Source organism: Phytobacter cepae, from assembly GCF_054165735.1.
Genome location: NZ_CM135107.1, coordinates 888,400 through 904,286, shown reverse-complemented (window position 1 = coordinate 904,286; position 15,887 = coordinate 888,400). Strand labels below are relative to the sequence as shown.

The following is a 15,887-nucleotide window of genomic DNA, read 5'->3' as shown; positions in this document are numbered from 1 at the left end:
TAAGGGGAAGGGAAATGTGACGGGGTTAACGTAACCACTCCGGGAGAGAATGTAAGCCCATAGCCTGACGTAATAATTGAGGTTTAACGCCAGGAAGCGTGTCGGCCAGTTTGAGGCCAATATCGCGCAGGAGCTTTTTCGCCGGATGCGTGCCGGTGAAGAGTTCGCGAAAACCCTGCATCCCCGCCAGCATCACTGCCGCGCTGTGCTTACGGCTGCGCTCATAACGACGCAGATACATATGCTGGCCGATGTCTTTCCCCTGGCTGTGCAAACGTCTCAGCTCAGCGATCAACTCCGCCGCATCCATAAAGCCGAGGTTAACGCCCTGACCGGCGAGCGGATGAATGGTGTGTGCCGCATCCCCCACCAGCGCCAGTCGGTGGCCTGCAAACTGCCGGGCATAACGCCCGGTCAGCGGGTAAAGCTGCCGTTCGCTTTCAACGCGACATAAGCCCAGACGGTTATCAAAGGCCACACAAAGGGCCTGATTGAACTCATCTTCACTCATCTGCTGCATCCGCTCAGCCTGCTCTGGTGGAAGAGACCAGACAATTGAACAGAGATGAGGATCGGACAGCGGTAAAAACGCCAGAATGCTTTCGTCATGGAAAACCTGACGCGCCACGCCCTGGTGGGGTTCCACCGTGTGAATAGTGGCAACCAGCGCATGATGGCCGTAATCCCAGTAGGTAAGCGGAATATCAGCTTTGTTACGTAACCACGAGTTTGCGCCATCCGCGCCAACGACCAGACGCGCAGTGAGCATGCCCCCGTCCTGCAACGTGATGAAGGCTTCGTTCTCCCCCCACGCCACCTGCTGCAACGTAGCCGGTACGTTCAGCGTGACGTCGGAACACTGCTGGACCTTTTCCCACAGCGCCTGCTGAATCACGCCGTTTTCAACAATATGCCCCAGATGGCTGTAGCCCAGGCTCGCATCATCAAACGCGATGCGACCAAAACTGTCTTTGTCCCACACTTCCATACCGTGGTAACAACTCACACGGCGTGCGGTGATGGAGGACCAGACGCCCAGGCGGGTAAGCAATTTTTCGCTGGCTGCGTTAATGGCGGAAACACGTAGCTGTGGTGCAGCGTCATCACGCACCGGCATGGGCGCATGCTGTTCCAGCACGGCTACACGCAGCCCACTTCCCTGCAATCCACACGCCAGTGCCAGACCGACCATGCCGCCGCCAACAATTGCCACATCAACACTTTGCACACATCACTCCAGAAGCCTGATTCAGACGTTAACGCGCCACCCAACCCAGGGTACGCTGCGCCAGCGCATCGCGCGCTGGGGTAAATAATTCCATTGCCATCAGCCCCGCATTACGCCCCACGACCAGCGGCGCCCAGCGATTGGCAAACAAATGTACTAAGCCGTCCGTGACCCCGATAGTGGCCTGCTTATCTGCATGGCGACGATCGCGATAACCGGTCAGAACCGAATAATCCCCCACGTCGCGTTGTGCAGCCCAGGCGTCTGCGACGATCTCCGCCAGACTCATGACGTCTCGCATGCCGAGGTTAAACCCCTGCCCGGCGATAGGATGCAGCGTCTGCGCCGCATTGCCCACCAGCACGGTACGGTGCGAAACAGGGGATGATGCGGTGGTTAACGCCAGCGGATATGCGCTGCGTGCACCGGCATGAACGATTTTGCCCAGTCGCCAGCCAAAAGCTTTTTGCAACTCATGGCAGAATTTCTCATCGCTCCAGTTTAGCACCTGCTGCTGTTTCTCCAGCGGATGACACCAGACCAGTGAACAGCGCCCCTGAGACATAGGCAGCATCGCCAGCGGCCCGGAGGAGGTAAAGCGTTCAAATGCGCGGCCCTGATGAGCCACTGCGGTAGTCACGTTGGCAATCACGGCAACCTGCTGATACGGCACCTGCTGCCAACGAATACCACACTGCGCCCCCAGGGCCGAACGTGAGCCATCTGCCGCAACCAGTAAACTACCGTGGATAATCTCGCCGCTGTCCAGCGTCACGCTGACCTGCTGTTCATCGCGCGTAAAGCTGCTGACCCGTGCCGGGCAATGCAACGTCACGCCCGGCGCTTTTTGCAGGAGAGAAAACAGTGCATGCCCTACATCGTGCAGTTCGACGACCTGGCCGAGCGCGGCAATGCGGTAATCCTGGGCGCTTAAGGTCACGAAACCCGCATGCCCACGATCGCTGACATGCACGGTGGTAATCGGCGTCGCCTTTTTTGCAAGATGCGACCAGATGCCGACACGCGCTAACTGCTGGCAGGTACCCGCCGCCAGCGCAATGGCACGAGCATCAAAACCCGGGTGAGCCACCGAGTCAGGCATTGTCGCTTCAACCAGGTGAACCGGTAGCCGCCCCTGCGTTAACTGCGAGAGCGCCAGCGCGAGCGTCGCGCCCGTCATCCCGCCCCCTACGATGATCACACTCATGAGGAACGTGCCACCGCCATCAAGGCTTCAATATCATTGGCATTTTTAACAACGCTGGCCGTCAGGTTTTCATTGCCGTCTTCAGTGATGACGATGTCATCCTCAATACGAATGCCGATGCCCTTGTACGCCTCCGGCACATCCGCATCTGGCGAAATATAAAGGCCAGGCTCAACCGTGATAACCATCCCCGGTTCAAGTACGCGCGAGCGATCCTGACCGTAAACGCCAACATCATGTACATCCAGCCCCAGCCAGTGGCTCAGGCCATGCATAAAGTAAGGTCGGTGGGCGTTTTCCACGATCAGTGTTTCTACGTCGCCATGCAGAATCCCCAGCTTAACCAGCCCGGTAATCATGATGCGAACCACTTCGCCGGTGACCTCCTGAATCGAGGTTCCCGGGCGGAACAGGCTTAATGCCGTCTCAAGCGAAGCCAGAACAATATCGTAAACCTCGCGCTGCGCCGGGGTGAATTTGCCGTTCACCGGGAAGGTACGGGTGATGTCACCGGCATAGCCCTGGTATTCGCAACCGGCGTCAATCAGCACCAGGTCGCCATCACGCATTACGCTCTCGTTTTCGGTGTAGTGCAGAATGCAGCCATTTTCACCGGAGCCGACAATGGTGTTATAGGAGGGGAAACGCGCGCCGTGACGGTTAAATTCGTGCTGAATTTCCCCCTCCAGTTGGTACTCGAACATGCCAGGTTTGCAGGTTTGCATCGCACGGGTATGCGCCAGCGCGGAAATCTCACCGGCACGGCGCATGACGTTAATTTCTTCGGGTGATTTAAACAGGCGCAGGTTGTGCACGACGGGGCGCCAGTCGGTCAGGGTACCAGGCGCGGTGAGGTTTTGCCGTGCCCCTTTGCGCAGTTTATCCAGCGCGGCAAAAACGATGTCATCGGCATACGCGTATTCACCCTGCGCATGGTAGACCGTATCAAGCCCATTGAGCAGTGCAGGCAGGTGTTTGCCGATTTCAGGAAAGGGCAGCGCTCTGTCTACTGCCAGCTTTTCTGGCGCGGCCTCCTGGCCCAGGCGGCGTCCAAACCAGATCTCTGCGGTTTTATCGCGGATACGGTTGAACACCACGCTGTGGTTGTGGGTGTCATCACTTTTAATCAGCACCAGTACCGCTTCCGGTTCGTTAAAACCCGTGAAGTACCAGAAATCGCTGTTTTGACGATAGGGATATTCACTATCGGCACTGCGGGTGGCTTCCGGTGCTGCAAAGATCAGCGCCGCACTGGCCGGTGCCATATGCGCGAGTAGCGCCTGGCGGCGACGGAGAAACTCAGACTGTGTCATGACACCTCCAGTAGACGAGACACATTAATGCAGGGTAGGTTTACGCACTTCAGGGGCGGTCGGCTGCTGGCGAGTGAAAGAATCATGGCACAGCAACGCGGCAACACGCACATACTCGATTATCTCTTCCAGAGACATTTCGAGCTCTTCCTGGTCTTCATCTTCGTCGTATCCGAGCTGCGCAATGTTGCGCAAATCGTCGATAGCTTCACCCGTTTCACCGGTCACTTTGTCCAGCTTCGGCTGTGTGACGCCAAGCCCCAGCAGGAAGTGGTTTACCCAGCCCGCCAGCGCATCGGCGCGATCGAATACGCTCACGTCGTCACCGGTTGGCAGATAGAGTTGAAACAGGAAGCCGTCATCTTCCAGCGAGTCACTGGTAGCGGCATGCATGCTGCGCAGCGCCTCAGCCAGTTCGTGACCGAACGCCAGACCTTCGTTTGTCAGCTCATGCAGCATCGGCTGCCAGCTGGTATCGCCATTGCCGCCACACAGCATCCCGGCAATCAGTCCATGCATTTCGGCGGGGATAAGTCCCACGCCCTGTTGGTTGAGTAACTTACCAACATCGTTGTAACCAGGTATTTCGTTCTGTATAGACATTCGCATTCGTCGCCGTTGGGGAGAATATTCATGGTATGCTACCACTTTGGACCCTGGTGATATACCCGTCGTGCTTCACGTTACATGCGGTTGCACGTACTAAAAGGTATAGCAAAGAGCTTGAATCCTCTCATCAGGGTGGCTATAGTGACGCCCCTTCGCAGCCAGGACTCGGTTACGAAGGCAGAGCGCAGTCAAACAGCAGGAAGGTGGCATGTCTGCACAACCCGTCGATATCCAAATTTTTGGCCGTTCACTGCGAGTGAATTGCCCGCCTGAACAGCAAGATGCGTTGAATCAGGCCGCAGAGGATCTGAATCAGCGGTTGCAAGATCTGAAAGTTCGCACTAGAGTCACCAATACTGAGCAGTTAGTTTTTATTGCAGCGCTGAACATCAGCTATGAACTGGCTCAGGAAAAGACAAAAACCCGTGACTACGCCTCCAGCATGGAACAGCGTATTCGGATGCTTCAACAGACCATCGAACAGGCATTGCTTGATCAGGGTCGCATATCCGACAGACCGGGGCAGAAGTTTGAATAACACTTCAGGGTCGACTATGGTAGAGTGACCGTGAAGACAAAATTTCTCTGAGATGTTCGCAAGCGGGCCAGTCCCCTGAGCCGATATTTCATACCACAAGAATGTGGCGCTCCATGGTTGGTGAGCATGCTCGGTTCGTCCGAGAAGCCTTAAAACTATGACGACACATTCACCTTGAACCAAGGGTTCAAGGGTTACAGCCTGCGGCGGCATCTCGGAGATTCCCTTCTTTCTTCAACTACCATGACCATGCTTTCAGATACCCCCTCGTCCCGACAAGAAATCCGCAAACTGATTCGACAACGTCGCCGGGCACTGACCTCTGAGCAACAAGCGCAATTTTCTGAGCAAGCCGCCACACGATTGATGGCGTATCCACCGGTGCTGATGGCCCATACCGTCGCGGTGTTCCTGTCGTTTGACGGTGAGCTGGATACCCAACCGCTTATCGAGCAACTCTGGCGCAGCGGCAAGCGCGTGTATCTCCCCGTTCTGCACCCGTTCAGCCCGGGTAATCTGCTGTTCCTGCATTACCATCCGCAGAGTGTGCTGGTGATAAATCGCCTGAAAATTCAGGAACCGAAGCTGGACGTGCGCGACGTGCTGCCGCTCGAAAAACTGGATGTCTTAGTCACCCCGCTCGTCGCCTTCGACGAAAAGGGGCAGCGGTTAGGCATGGGAGGCGGTTTTTACGATCGTACGCTCCAGCACTGGCAGCGCTACAACGTGCAGCCGGTAGGATTCGCTCATGACTGTCAGCAGGTGGGCGAACTCCCCGTCGAAGAGTGGGATATTCCGCTGCCTGCGGTTGTTACGCCGTCAACGGTGTGGGAATGGCCGCGCCGTTAACGCGCAGCCATGTATCACTGAGCAGGAAGTTGGCGAATTTGCCGGTTATGCCAGCGAGCCAGCAAGAACACCGTCGCGAACGCGCCGAGTAACGCGCACAGCATGTCTGATTGCGTATCCCATGGGTCGCCCTGAGTGCCAAGAAAATCATCCGCGCCCTGCCCCAGCGCCAGCGCCGTCCACCACTCGATCAGCTCATAGAATGCGCTTATCGCCAGTGCAATACAGCACACCACGAAGGCGACCATCTTACGCCCCTGCACATAACCGCCACGGATGAGGATTTCCCGCGCCACCAGCGCCGGAACCAACCCCTGGAAAAAGTGGCCCAGCTTGTCATAAGGGTTGCGACTCAGTCCCAGCCACGACTGCACATCAAAACCAATCGGTACTTTGGCGTAGGTATACATTCCGCCAACAATCAGAATCAGGGCATGGAAAAAAATCAGCGTATACAGCAATGGCGTCAGTGGATAACGCGCCCGGGTAAACAGCAGCAACGGCACCACCACACAAACCGGGATGACCTCCATAAGCCAGGTCATTTTATCGGCGGTGTTGATACCGGTATAAATAAGGATAAGCAGCAGGATAAATGCGCCGCCTCTTAACATTGTACTTGTCATAACACCCGTCACTGAACAAGAAGTAAGCGCACAGAAGAACAGGCCGGACGAGGTTTCCCGCCCGGCACGAGTGGATTAGTACAGCATACGGGCGCGAATGGTGCCAGGAATGGCCTTCATGCTCTGCAGCGCTTTCTGCGCGACATCTTCTTCGGCTTCAATATCAATAACCACATAGCCCATAAACGGCGTGGTTTGCAGATACTGGGCGGCGATGTTGATGCCTTCGGCTGCGAAAATCTGGTTGATCGCGGTCAGCACACCAGGGCGGTTTTCGTGAATGTGCAGCAGGCGGCGACCACCATGCAGCGGCAGCGACACTTCCGGGAAGTTGACCGCCGACAGCGTAGAGCCGTTATCGGAATACTTGGTCAGCTTGCCCGCCACTTCCAGGCCGATATTTTCCTGCGCTTCCTGAGTGGAACCGCCAATGTGTGGCGTCAGAATTACATTGTCGAATTCGCAAAGCGGTGAATTGAACGGATCGCTGTTGGTCGCAGGTTCTGTCGGGAAGACGTCAATAGCCGCACCGGCGAGATGTTTACGTTTCAGCGCGTCACACAGTGCCGGAATGTCGACTACCGTACCGCGCGCGGCGTTAATCAGCAGTGAACCGGGTTTCATCAGGGCAATTTCTTCTGCGCCCATCATGTTTTTGGTCGACGCGTTTTCAGGCACATGCAGGCTGACCACATCGCTCATATTCAGCAGGTCAGAGAGATGCTGTACCTGAGTGGCATTCCCCAGCGGCAGTTTGCTTTCAATGTCGTAGAAAAAGACATGCATTCCCAGGGATTCCGCCAGAATACCCAGCTGCGTACCGATGTGACCATAGCCGATGATGCCGAGCTTTTTCCCACGCGCTTCATAAGAGCCCGCGGCCAGTTTGTTCCAGACGCCGCGGTGCGCTTTGGCGTTTGCTTCGGGAATGCCGCGCATCAGCAGCAGCAGTTCACCGATCACCAGCTCTGCAACAGAGCGGGTGTTTGAGAACGGGGCGTTGAAAACCGGAATTCCGCGTTTTGCAGCAGCGTCGAGATCGACCTGGTTGGTGCCAATGCAGAAGCAGCCAACCGCGACCAATTTTTCCGCCGCAGCAATAATCTCTTCAGTGAGGTTGGTACGGGATCGTAAGCCGATAAAGTGGGCATCACGGATAGACTCTTTGAGCTGCTCGCTGTCCAGCGCGCCTTTGTGATACTCAATGTTGGTGTAACCTGCTGCACGAAGGCTATCGAGTGCTTTTTGATGCACTCCTTCGACGAGCAGAAATTTAATCTTGTCTTTCTCCAGTGATACCTTTGCCATTTACCCGACCCTGTTTTTTGTCATAACTGATGTTGTGTGGATATTCATCCGCTGTAGTCAACATATCAAAAAAAACTATTGCAGCAATATGAACGTTTGCGTCAGCCCCATGAAGAAAAGTCATACAGCCATAAATGACAGATGAATATGCTAAAAATGGCTAAGCGTGCGGCAGGAACATCAGTTGGGTCTGATAAACGTGACAGAAGTCACCAAATTCGCGCATCAAATATTTTTTTAATGGGGGAAGGCCTTCCCCCACTCAGATCATTTCACGATAGTTTTGACGCCATCGGCAGTGCCAATCAATGCAACGTCTGCGCCACGGTTGGCAAACAGACCCACAGTCACCACCCCTGGCAGGCCGTTAATGCTGTTTTCCAGCGCGACAGGATCGATGATCTCCAGACCAAATACGTCCAGAATGACATTACCGTTGTCAGTCACCACACCCTGGCGGTATTCCGGGCGGCCGCCCAGTTTTACCAGTTCGCGGGCCACCGCGCTGCGGGCCATGGGGATCACTTCTACCGGCAGCGGAAACGCCCCGAGAATAGCGACCTGTTTGGACGCATCAGCGATACAAATAAACTTGTCAGCTACGGACGCAATGATCTTTTCACGCGTTAATGCTGCACCGCCGCCTTTGATCATCTGCATATTGCCGTTGATCTCATCCGCGCCGTCCACATAGATCCCCAGGCGATCGACTTCGTTAAGATCAAAAACCGTAATACCCAGCTTTTTAAGTTTTTCAGTGGAAGCATCGGAGCTGGAGACCGCGCCTTCGATCTGCCCTTTCATGGTTCCAAGCGCATCAATAAAGTGCGCTGCGGTAGAACCGGTACCCACGCCTACAATAGTGCCTGGCTCCACATAGTCGAGTGCTGCCCAGCCCACTGCTTTTTTCAGTTCATCCTGCGTCATGGTCGTTCGCCTGTGATATGAATTTCAGGCCGCATTATAAAGCACAGGCGGCCTAAAAGTCCCTGTGAGCCGCGTCACATAACCGACAGACGTATTTTCGTCGGTAAGTCACATATTTTTATGTCATAGTGCTGAGTAATTATTTTGCAGGAGTAAGTCAGAGCAATGAAACGTCCGGACTACAGAACGTTACAGGCACTGGATGCGGTCATTCGTGAACGTGGGTTTGAGCGCGCCGCGCAAAAGCTGTGTATCACTCAGTCCGCCGTATCGCAGCGTATTAAACAACTCGAAAATATGTTCGGCCAGCCGCTGCTGGTGCGCACCGTTCCCCCTCGCCCGACCGAGCAAGGGCAGAAGCTGCTGGCACTGCTGCGTCAGGTTGAGCTGTTGGAAGACGAATGGCTGGGCGATGAGCAAACGGGGTCCACTCCCCTGCTGCTTTCTCTGGCGGTCAACGCCGACAGTCTGGCCACCTGGCTGCTCCCTGCGCTGGCCCCGGTATTAGCTGACTCGCCCATTCGCCTGAACCTGCAGGTTGAAGATGAAACCCGTACCCAGGAGCGTTTGCGTCGTGGGGAAGTGGTCGGTGCGGTGAGTATTCAACCTCAGGCACTGCCGAGCTGCCTGGTTGACCAACTGGGCGCGCTTGATTACCTGTTTGTGGGTTCCAAAGCCTTTGCTGAACGCTATTTCCCTAACGGTGTCACCCGTTCTGCGTTGCTTAAAGCCCCCGCCGTTGCTTTCGACCATCTGGACGATATGCATCAGGCCTTCTTACAGCAAAACTTCGACCTGCCGCCGGGCAGCGTACCCTGCCATATCGTTAACTCGTCCGAAGCGTTCGTTCAACTGGCGCGCCAGGGCACAACCTGCTGCATGATCCCGCATCTGCAAATTGAAAGAGAACTGAATGCCGGTGAATTAATCGACCTGACCCCCGGGTTACTCCAACGTCGTATGCTTTACTGGCATCGATTTGCGCCGGAAAGCCGCATGATGCGCAACGTGACGGATGCGCTGCTGGAATATGGGCATAAGGTATTAAGGCAGGACGTTTCGTGACACCCTCTCCCAAAGGAGAGGGTGAGAGAGGTTATTTTGCTGCGGCTTGCTGTTCGCCCTGCGCGGCGGCAGGCTCAAGCTGGAACACCACGTCAACCTGATCGGCAAACTGAATGGTCGGTTGTTCGTAAGTTTCCTGTGCGGAAACCGGCGCTGCATCGGCTTTCATCATCCGTACCATTGGCGACGGCTGATAGTTGGAAACGTGGTAACGCACGCTGTAAACCGGCCCCACTTTGGCATTAAAGCCGGCGGCCAGCTGTTCGGCCTGATGAACAGCATCATCAATCGCTGCTTTACGCGCCTTATCTTTATAAGATTCCGGTTGCGCAACGCCTAACGAAACAGAGCGAATTTCATTCAACCCCGCCTTCAGCGCGCCATCCAACAGCGAGTTAAGTTTTTCGAGGTCACGAAGGGTCACTTCCACGGTACGCACTGCGCGCCAGCCCTTAAGCACGCTTTTACCGTTCTGATAATCATAATCCGGCTGGGTACGCAGGTTAGCCGAGTCGATATCTTTCTTCGCCACACCGTTCTGATCGAGGAAACCAAGATATTGCGCCACGCGCTCATCAGCCTGTTTCTTCGCTGAGGCGGCGTCTTTCGCTGCGATATTCACTTCAATCGCCAGAGTAGCAATATCCGGCACAGCATCCACGCTGGACGTGCCTGAGGTGACGATATGAGGTCCGTCAGGCAGTTCACTTGCCTGTACCGACATTGCACTGATGCCTACTAATGCCGCCAGGGCCATCACTTTGAATTTCACAGTTGCTCCTCCATGTTGCTTTATACGCGCAAAAAAACCAGCACGCCTCGCTGCAAGAGTAGCGGGCTGCGCCGATTTGTCCATCAGACTACACCGAGTTAATCAGTTGCTGAATATGTTCTATTCCATCTTTCGCCAGCTGAATGGCTATCACCCACATCACCAGGCCGACAATCAGGTTAATTATACGCTGGGCTTTTGCCGTGCGCAGACGAGGCGCAAACCACGCGGCCAGCAAAGCGAGACCAAAAAACCAGATAACGGACGCACTGATGGTCCCCAGCGCAAACCAACGCTTCGGTTCCGCATCGAGCTGCCCGCCCAGACTGCCGAGCACCACAAAAGTATCAAGATAAACATGCGGGTTAAGCCAGGTCACCGCCAACATAGTGGCGATAATTTTCCAGCGCCCCTGTTTCATCGCCTGAGCAGTGGTGAGGTCGATATTACTGCTTGCAGCAGTTTTGAAGGCGCCAAATCCGTACCAGAGGAGGAAGCCCACGCCCCCCCAGGTCACCAATGCCAGCAGCCAAGGTGACTGCATGAGCAGCGCGCTGCCGCCAAAAATGCCGCCGCAGATCAGCAACAGGTCGCTCAGGGTGCATAAGAAAGCGGTCATAAGATGATATTGGCGACGAATGCCCTGGTTCATCACGAAGGCGTTCTGAGGGCCAAGAGGCAAAATAAGTGCAGCCCCAAGTATAAGCCCCTGAAAATAATAAGATATCACGATTAATTCCCAGTCATTTGTTTCAGGAGGCTGACTATACCCGCTAAAAATTATTAGATGAAATTGAAAATATTAATCGTTAATAAGAATAGTTTATAAGGAAGTGTGCCGGACCGTCAGGCATCGACCTTGAACGGTCCGGATTAGAGCGAGGGGATTACTCAGCGTGTTCAGTATGCTCTTTTACGCGCTTAAAATTTACGTCCATCTGCGGATACGGGAAGCTAATACCATGTTCGTCGAAGCTGCGTTTCACGCGTTCCAGCACATCCCAGTAAACGTTTTGCAGATCGCCGCTGTTGCTCCAGACGCGAACCACAAAGTTAATGGAAGAGGCACCCAGTTCGTTCAGGCGCACCGTCATATCGCGATCTTTCAAAATGCGATCGTCGGACTCAATAATCTCAGTCAGCAATCTTTTGACCAGATCGATATCCGAATCGTAAGCCACGCCAATAATAAACTCGTTACGACGCACCGGCTCGCGAGAGAAGTTGATGATATTCCCGGCAATAATTTTACCGTTAGGGATAACAATGATGCGGCCATCTGCGCTGCGCAGCGTGGTGGAGAAGATTTGCACCTGCAACACGGTTCCTGCCACGCCCCCCAGGTCAACATACTCACCAGAACGGAATGGACGGAAGGTCACCAGCAGCACCCCTGCCGCGAGGTTGGACAGCGACCCCTGTAGCGCTAGACCAATGGCTAAACCCGCCGCACCCAGTACCGCGATCACCGATGCAGTTTGCACCCCGACTCGCCCCAGAGCGGCAATCAGCGTGAAGGCAATGATGCCGTAGCGCACCAGTGCAGAGAGGAAATCCGCCACGGTGGCATCAATATGCCGCGCGCGCATCAATTTGTTTACGGTGTTTGAAATCATACGGGCAATGATCATACCCACGATGATGATGGCGATGGCGGCGACGATGTTAACAGCGTAACTCAGCAGCAACGCCTGGTTTGTGACTAACCAGGACCCCGCATTGTTGATACTGTCGACGACGTTAAGATCTTCCATTCTTCATTCCTTATGTTAATTCGTGCGGGAATATTCCAACCCGACGGTGGCGGACAGACTCCTAAAGGGTAAACAAAAAGCGGCATTTTTGCCAAATGGATCACATTTAGCGACCGCGCATGCCCTTGAACAACCAATAAAAAAGCCCGCACTGAAGGCGGGCTTTTAGGCGTAAAAGCTAACGCAGATTACAGAACGTCAACCGCGTTCAGTTCTTTGAAAGCCTGCTCCAGACGGGTGATCATAGAGGTCTGAGCGGAACGCAGCCATACGCGCGGATCGTAGTATTTCTTGTTCGGCTGGTCTTCGCCTTTCGGGTTACCCAGCTGACCTTGCAGATACGCTTCGTTGGTTTTGTAGTAGTTCAGAATACCTTCCCAGGTCGCCCATTGGGTGTCGGTATCGATATTCATTTTGATAACGCCGTAGCTTACGGAGTCTTTGATTTCCTGAGCAGTAGAACCGGAACCGCCGTGGAATACGAAGTTCAGGCTGTTGTGCGGCAGGTTATGTTTCTTACAAACATATTCCTGAGAGTCGCGCAGGATAGTCGGGGTCAGTTTCACGTTACCCGGCTTGTAAACGCCATGCACGTTACCGAAGGAAGCAGCGATGGTGAAGCGTGGGCTGATTGCGTTCAGTTTGGTGTAAGCGTAATCAACGTCTTCTGGCTGAGTGTACAGGGCAGAAGCGTCCATGTGGCTGTTGTCCACGCCGTCTTCTTCACCACCGGTGCAACCCAGTTCGATTTCCAGGGTCATGCCGATTTTCGCCATGCGCGCCAGGTACTTAGAGCTGATTTCGATGTTCTCTTCCAGAGACTCTTCAGACAGGTCGATCATGTGAGAAGAGAACAGTGGTTTGCCGTGAGCAGCAAAGTATTTTTCACCTGCGTCCAGCAGACCGTCGATCCACGGCAGCAGTTTCTTCGCGCAGTGGTCAGTGTGCAGAATAACCGGAACACCGTAGTGCTCAGCCATCTGGTGTACGTGATGCGCACCAGAGATAGCACCCAGGATTGCAGCGCCCTGAGGAACGTCGGTTTTGACGCCTTTACCGGCGATAAATGCAGCACCACCGTTGGAGAACTGAACGATAACCGGCGCTTTAACTTTGGCAGCGGTTTCCAGAACGGCGTTAATGGAATCGGTGCCCACGCAGTTAACTGCTGGCAGCGCAAAGTTGTTTTCTTTAGCTACCTGGAACACTTTCTGAACGTCATCACCAGTGATAACGCCCGGTTTTACGAAATCAAAAATTTTAGACATGTTTTCGAGTCCTGTTTCTGTATCTTCGACCGTTGGAAAAAAAGTTCGCGAGCTTAGCGCGCGCTGAAAATGGGGCAGGTTTCCCTGCCCTTTAAATGCTTACTGCTTAGCGCGCTCTTCGAGCATAGCGACTGCTGGCAGCACTTTGCCTTCCACGAACTCGAGGAACGCACCGCCACCAGTGGAGATGTAGGAAATTTTGTCAGCGATGCCGAACAGGTCGATCGCGGCCAGGGTGTCGCCACCGCCAGCGATGGAGAACGCGTCGCTGTCTGCGATAGCGTTAGCGACGATTTCGGTACCTTTACGGAAGTTAGCGAATTCGAATACGCCAACCGGGCCGTTCCACAGAATGGTTTTTGCATTCTTCAGGATGGCAGCCAGTTTCTCAGCGGAAACGTCACCCAGGTCCAGAATCTGCTCTTCGTCTTTGATATCAGCAACAGATTTCAGGGTAGCGGTCGCAGTTTCAGAGAACTCAGTAGCGACGCGCACATCTGTCGGGACCGGGATATCGCAGGTGGTCAGCAGACGTTTTGCTTCGTCGACCAGGTCTGCTTCGTACAGGGATTTACCGACGTTGTGGCCTTGAGCAGCAACGAAGGTGTTGGCGATACCGCCACCAACGATCAGCTGGTCAGCGATTTTAGACAGAGAGTCCAGAACGGTCAGTTTGGTGGATACTTTAGAACCGCCAACGATAGCAACCATCGGACGAGCCGGTTCTTTCAGCGCTTTGCCCAGTGCTTCCAGTTCATCAGCCAGCAGCGGGCCAGCACAAGCAACGTCAGCAAATTTACCGATACCATGAGTAGACGCCTGCGCACGGTGAGCGGTACCAAATGCATCCATCACGAATACGTCGCACAGCGCAGCGTATTTCTTAGAGAGTGCTTCGTCGTCTTTCTTCTCGCCTTTGTTGAAGCGAACGTTTTCCAGAACAACCAGTTCGCCTGCAGCGACTTCAACGCCGTCCAGGTAGTCTTTAACCAGACGTACCGGGTTAGACAGTTTGTCTTTCAGGTAATTAACAACCGGCAGCAGAGAGAATTCTTCGTTGTACTCGCCTTCGGTCGGACGACCCAGGTGGGAGGTAACCATCACTTTCGCACCCTGTTTCAGTGCCAGTTCAATGGTCGGCAGAGAAGCACGGATACGTGCATCGCTGGTCACTTTGCCATCTTTAACCGGTACGTTCAGATCCGCACGGATGAAAACGCGTTTACCTGCCAAATCCAGATCGGTCATCTTAATTACAGACATGGTGAATCCTCTCAATGATTCATAAAGTTTTGCGGGTGCAACGTACACCCTACCTGAAACCTTTGGCGGCCATCGCTAACGTCGTGTCCAGCATTCGGTTAGCAAAGCCCCATTCGTTATCGCACCACACCAGGGTTTTAATAAGGTGCGCACCACTGACCCGCGTCTGCGTGCCATCGACAATGGCACTATGCGGATCGTGGTTAAAATCAATTGAAACCAACGGTAATTCCGTATAGTCAACTATACCATGAAAAGTTCCACGTGCTGCTTTTTGCAGCAACCCGTTGACTTCACACGCTTTTACCGGAGTTTTGACCGTTACGCTCAGGTCAATTGCCGTCACGTTAATGGTGGGAACACGTACCGCAATCGCTTCAAAACGGTCATGAAATTGCGGAAAAATACGGGTAATCCCCGCTGCCAGTTTCGTATCCACCGGGATAATCGATTGGCTGGCGGCGCGCGTCCGACGTAAATCCGGGTGGTAAGCATCAATCACCTGCTGATCGTGCATCGCGGAGTGAATGGTGGTTACCGTCCCTGATTCGATGCTAAACGCATCATCAAGGAGCTTAATGACCGGAATAATACAGTTAGTCGTACAGGATGCATTTGACACAATGCGGTCTTCGGCACGGAGATGTTCTTCGTTAACGCCAAACACGACCGTCGCGTCAAGATCGTTGCTACCAGGGTGGGAGAAAAGCACTTTTTTTGCGCCAGCGGCCAGATGGGCTTCGCCATCGTCGCGGTTGCCGTAAACGCCGGTGCAATCAAGCACCACATCGACGCCAAGCTCTCGCCAGGGTAACTGCGCGATGTCGCGCTCATGCAAGATACGGATAGCATCATCGCCAATATAGAGCTGTTCGCGCTCCTGATGCACATCCCATGCAAACCGCCCGTGGCTGGTGTCATACTTCAATAAATGCGCCATGCCTGCGGCATCGGCCAGTTCATTGATTGCCACCACGGTAACTTCCGCTCGTCGCCCGGATTCATATAAAGCACGAACCACATTGCGCCCGATGCGACCGAAGCCATTAATCGCTATGCGTACGGTCATAGATCTCCTGCCAGGTAACCCATACTGAAGTGGCTAACAGAGTAATGCAGCAACCTTCAGAGGGGAATCCTCGCCTGTCACAAACTGCAAC

General features: G+C 54.2%; 16 protein-coding genes and 1 other RNA gene. 4 read left to right on the top strand and 13 right to left on the bottom strand.

Annotated features, from left to right (window positions below; all coding sequences use genetic code 11):
- Positions 1 to 25 precede the first annotated feature (25 nt).
- The 4 genes from ubiI to ACUY4Q_RS04305 are packed head-to-tail and all read right to left on the bottom strand — an operon-like array spanning position 26 to position 4,351.
- Positions 26 to 1,228 (bottom strand): FAD-dependent 2-octaprenylphenol hydroxylase, encoded by a 1,203-nt coding sequence (gene ubiI, locus ACUY4Q_RS04320; protein WP_458045857.1) that lies wholly within the window; start codon positions 1,226 to 1,228, stop codon positions 26 to 28.
- 28 nt (positions 1,229 to 1,256) lie between these two features.
- Positions 1,257 to 2,435: a 2-octaprenyl-6-methoxyphenyl hydroxylase gene (gene ubiH, locus ACUY4Q_RS04315; protein WP_458045856.1), complete on the bottom strand. Its 1,179-nt coding sequence runs from the start codon at positions 2,433 to 2,435 to the stop codon at positions 1,257 to 1,259.
- Positions 2,432 to 3,748, bottom strand: coding sequence for a Xaa-Pro aminopeptidase (pepP, locus tag ACUY4Q_RS04310; RefSeq protein ID WP_458045855.1), 1,317 nt, complete (start codon positions 3,746 to 3,748; stop codon positions 2,432 to 2,434). The genes ubiH and pepP overlap by 4 nt, the downstream gene beginning before the upstream one ends.
- A 24-nt stretch (positions 3,749 to 3,772) precedes the next feature.
- Positions 3,773 to 4,351 carry a YecA/YgfB family protein gene (locus ACUY4Q_RS04305; RefSeq protein WP_458045854.1) on the bottom strand — a complete coding sequence of 193 codons (579 nt, stop codon included), beginning with the start codon at positions 4,349 to 4,351 and terminating at the stop codon, positions 3,773 to 3,775.
- A gap of 214 nt (positions 4,352 to 4,565) precedes the next feature.
- Here ACUY4Q_RS04305 and zapA point away from each other — a divergent pair, with 214 nt between their 5' ends.
- The 3 genes from zapA to ACUY4Q_RS04290 all read left to right on the top strand — a co-directional run bounded on the left by zapA (position 4,566) and on the right by ACUY4Q_RS04290 (position 5,744).
- Positions 4,566 to 4,895, top strand: a complete 330-nt coding sequence (gene zapA, locus ACUY4Q_RS04300) for a cell division protein ZapA (RefSeq protein ID WP_437433959.1) — start codon at positions 4,566 to 4,568, stop codon at positions 4,893 to 4,895.
- A gap of 41 nt (positions 4,896 to 4,936) precedes the next feature.
- Positions 4,937 to 5,120, top strand: a non-coding RNA gene (gene ssrS, locus ACUY4Q_RS04295) — 6S RNA.
- Between the two features lie 18 nt (positions 5,121 to 5,138).
- A complete protein-coding gene (locus tag ACUY4Q_RS04290) occupies positions 5,139 to 5,744 on the top strand; it encodes a 5-formyltetrahydrofolate cyclo-ligase (protein WP_458045853.1) in 606 nt (201 codons plus the stop codon).
- A 14-nt stretch (positions 5,745 to 5,758) separates the two neighbouring features.
- Here the strand turns inward: ACUY4Q_RS04290 and ACUY4Q_RS04285 are convergent, their stop codons facing one another.
- The 3 genes from ACUY4Q_RS04285 to rpiA form a co-directional block, all read right to left on the bottom strand.
- Positions 5,759 to 6,370 (bottom strand): DUF2238 domain-containing protein, encoded by a 612-nt coding sequence (locus ACUY4Q_RS04285; RefSeq protein WP_458045852.1) that lies wholly within the window; start codon positions 6,368 to 6,370, stop codon positions 5,759 to 5,761.
- Between the two features lie 75 nt (positions 6,371 to 6,445).
- Positions 6,446 to 7,678, bottom strand: a complete 1,233-nt coding sequence (gene serA / locus ACUY4Q_RS04280; protein WP_458045851.1) for a phosphoglycerate dehydrogenase — start codon at positions 7,676 to 7,678, stop codon at positions 6,446 to 6,448.
- 267 nt (positions 7,679 to 7,945) lie between these two features.
- Entirely contained in the window at positions 7,946 to 8,605 is a 660-nt protein-coding gene (gene rpiA / locus ACUY4Q_RS04275; RefSeq protein ID WP_458045850.1) for a ribose-5-phosphate isomerase RpiA, read from the bottom strand.
- A gap of 165 nt (positions 8,606 to 8,770) precedes the next feature.
- On the opposite strand from rpiA, the gene argP reads away from it, so the two are divergent.
- Positions 8,771 to 9,670 carry a DNA-binding transcriptional regulator ArgP gene (gene argP, locus ACUY4Q_RS04270; protein ID WP_437433965.1) on the top strand — a complete coding sequence of 300 codons (900 nt, stop codon included), beginning with the start codon at positions 8,771 to 8,773 and terminating at the stop codon, positions 9,668 to 9,670.
- A gap of 31 nt (positions 9,671 to 9,701) precedes the next feature.
- Here the strand turns inward: argP and ACUY4Q_RS04265 are convergent, their stop codons facing one another.
- The 6 genes from ACUY4Q_RS04265 to epd form a co-directional block, all read right to left on the bottom strand.
- A complete protein-coding gene (locus ACUY4Q_RS04265; RefSeq protein WP_458045849.1) occupies positions 9,702 to 10,442 on the bottom strand; it encodes an oxidative stress defense protein in 741 nt (246 codons plus the stop codon).
- Positions 10,443 to 10,530: 88 nt separating this feature from the next.
- A complete protein-coding gene (argO, locus tag ACUY4Q_RS04260) occupies positions 10,531 to 11,172 on the bottom strand; it encodes an arginine exporter ArgO (RefSeq protein ID WP_458045848.1) in 642 nt (213 codons plus the stop codon).
- A gap of 157 nt (positions 11,173 to 11,329) precedes the next feature.
- Positions 11,330 to 12,196 (bottom strand): small-conductance mechanosensitive channel MscS, encoded by an 867-nt coding sequence (locus tag ACUY4Q_RS04255; RefSeq protein ID WP_458045847.1) that lies wholly within the window; start codon positions 12,194 to 12,196, stop codon positions 11,330 to 11,332.
- Positions 12,197 to 12,384: 188 nt separating this feature from the next.
- Positions 12,385 to 13,464 carry a class II fructose-bisphosphate aldolase gene (gene fbaA / locus ACUY4Q_RS04250; RefSeq protein ID WP_458045846.1) on the bottom strand — a complete coding sequence of 360 codons (1,080 nt, stop codon included), beginning with the start codon at positions 13,462 to 13,464 and terminating at the stop codon, positions 12,385 to 12,387.
- Between the two features lie 99 nt (positions 13,465 to 13,563).
- Positions 13,564 to 14,727: a phosphoglycerate kinase gene (pgk, locus tag ACUY4Q_RS04245; protein ID WP_458045845.1), complete on the bottom strand. Its 1,164-nt coding sequence runs from the start codon at positions 14,725 to 14,727 to the stop codon at positions 13,564 to 13,566.
- 49 nt (positions 14,728 to 14,776) lie between these two features.
- The gene (epd, locus tag ACUY4Q_RS04240) at positions 14,777 to 15,796 is read right to left on the bottom strand and encodes an erythrose-4-phosphate dehydrogenase (RefSeq protein ID WP_458045844.1); all 1,020 of its coding nucleotides are present in this window, start codon (positions 15,794 to 15,796) and stop codon (positions 14,777 to 14,779) included.
- Positions 15,797 to 15,887 lie beyond the last annotated feature (91 nt).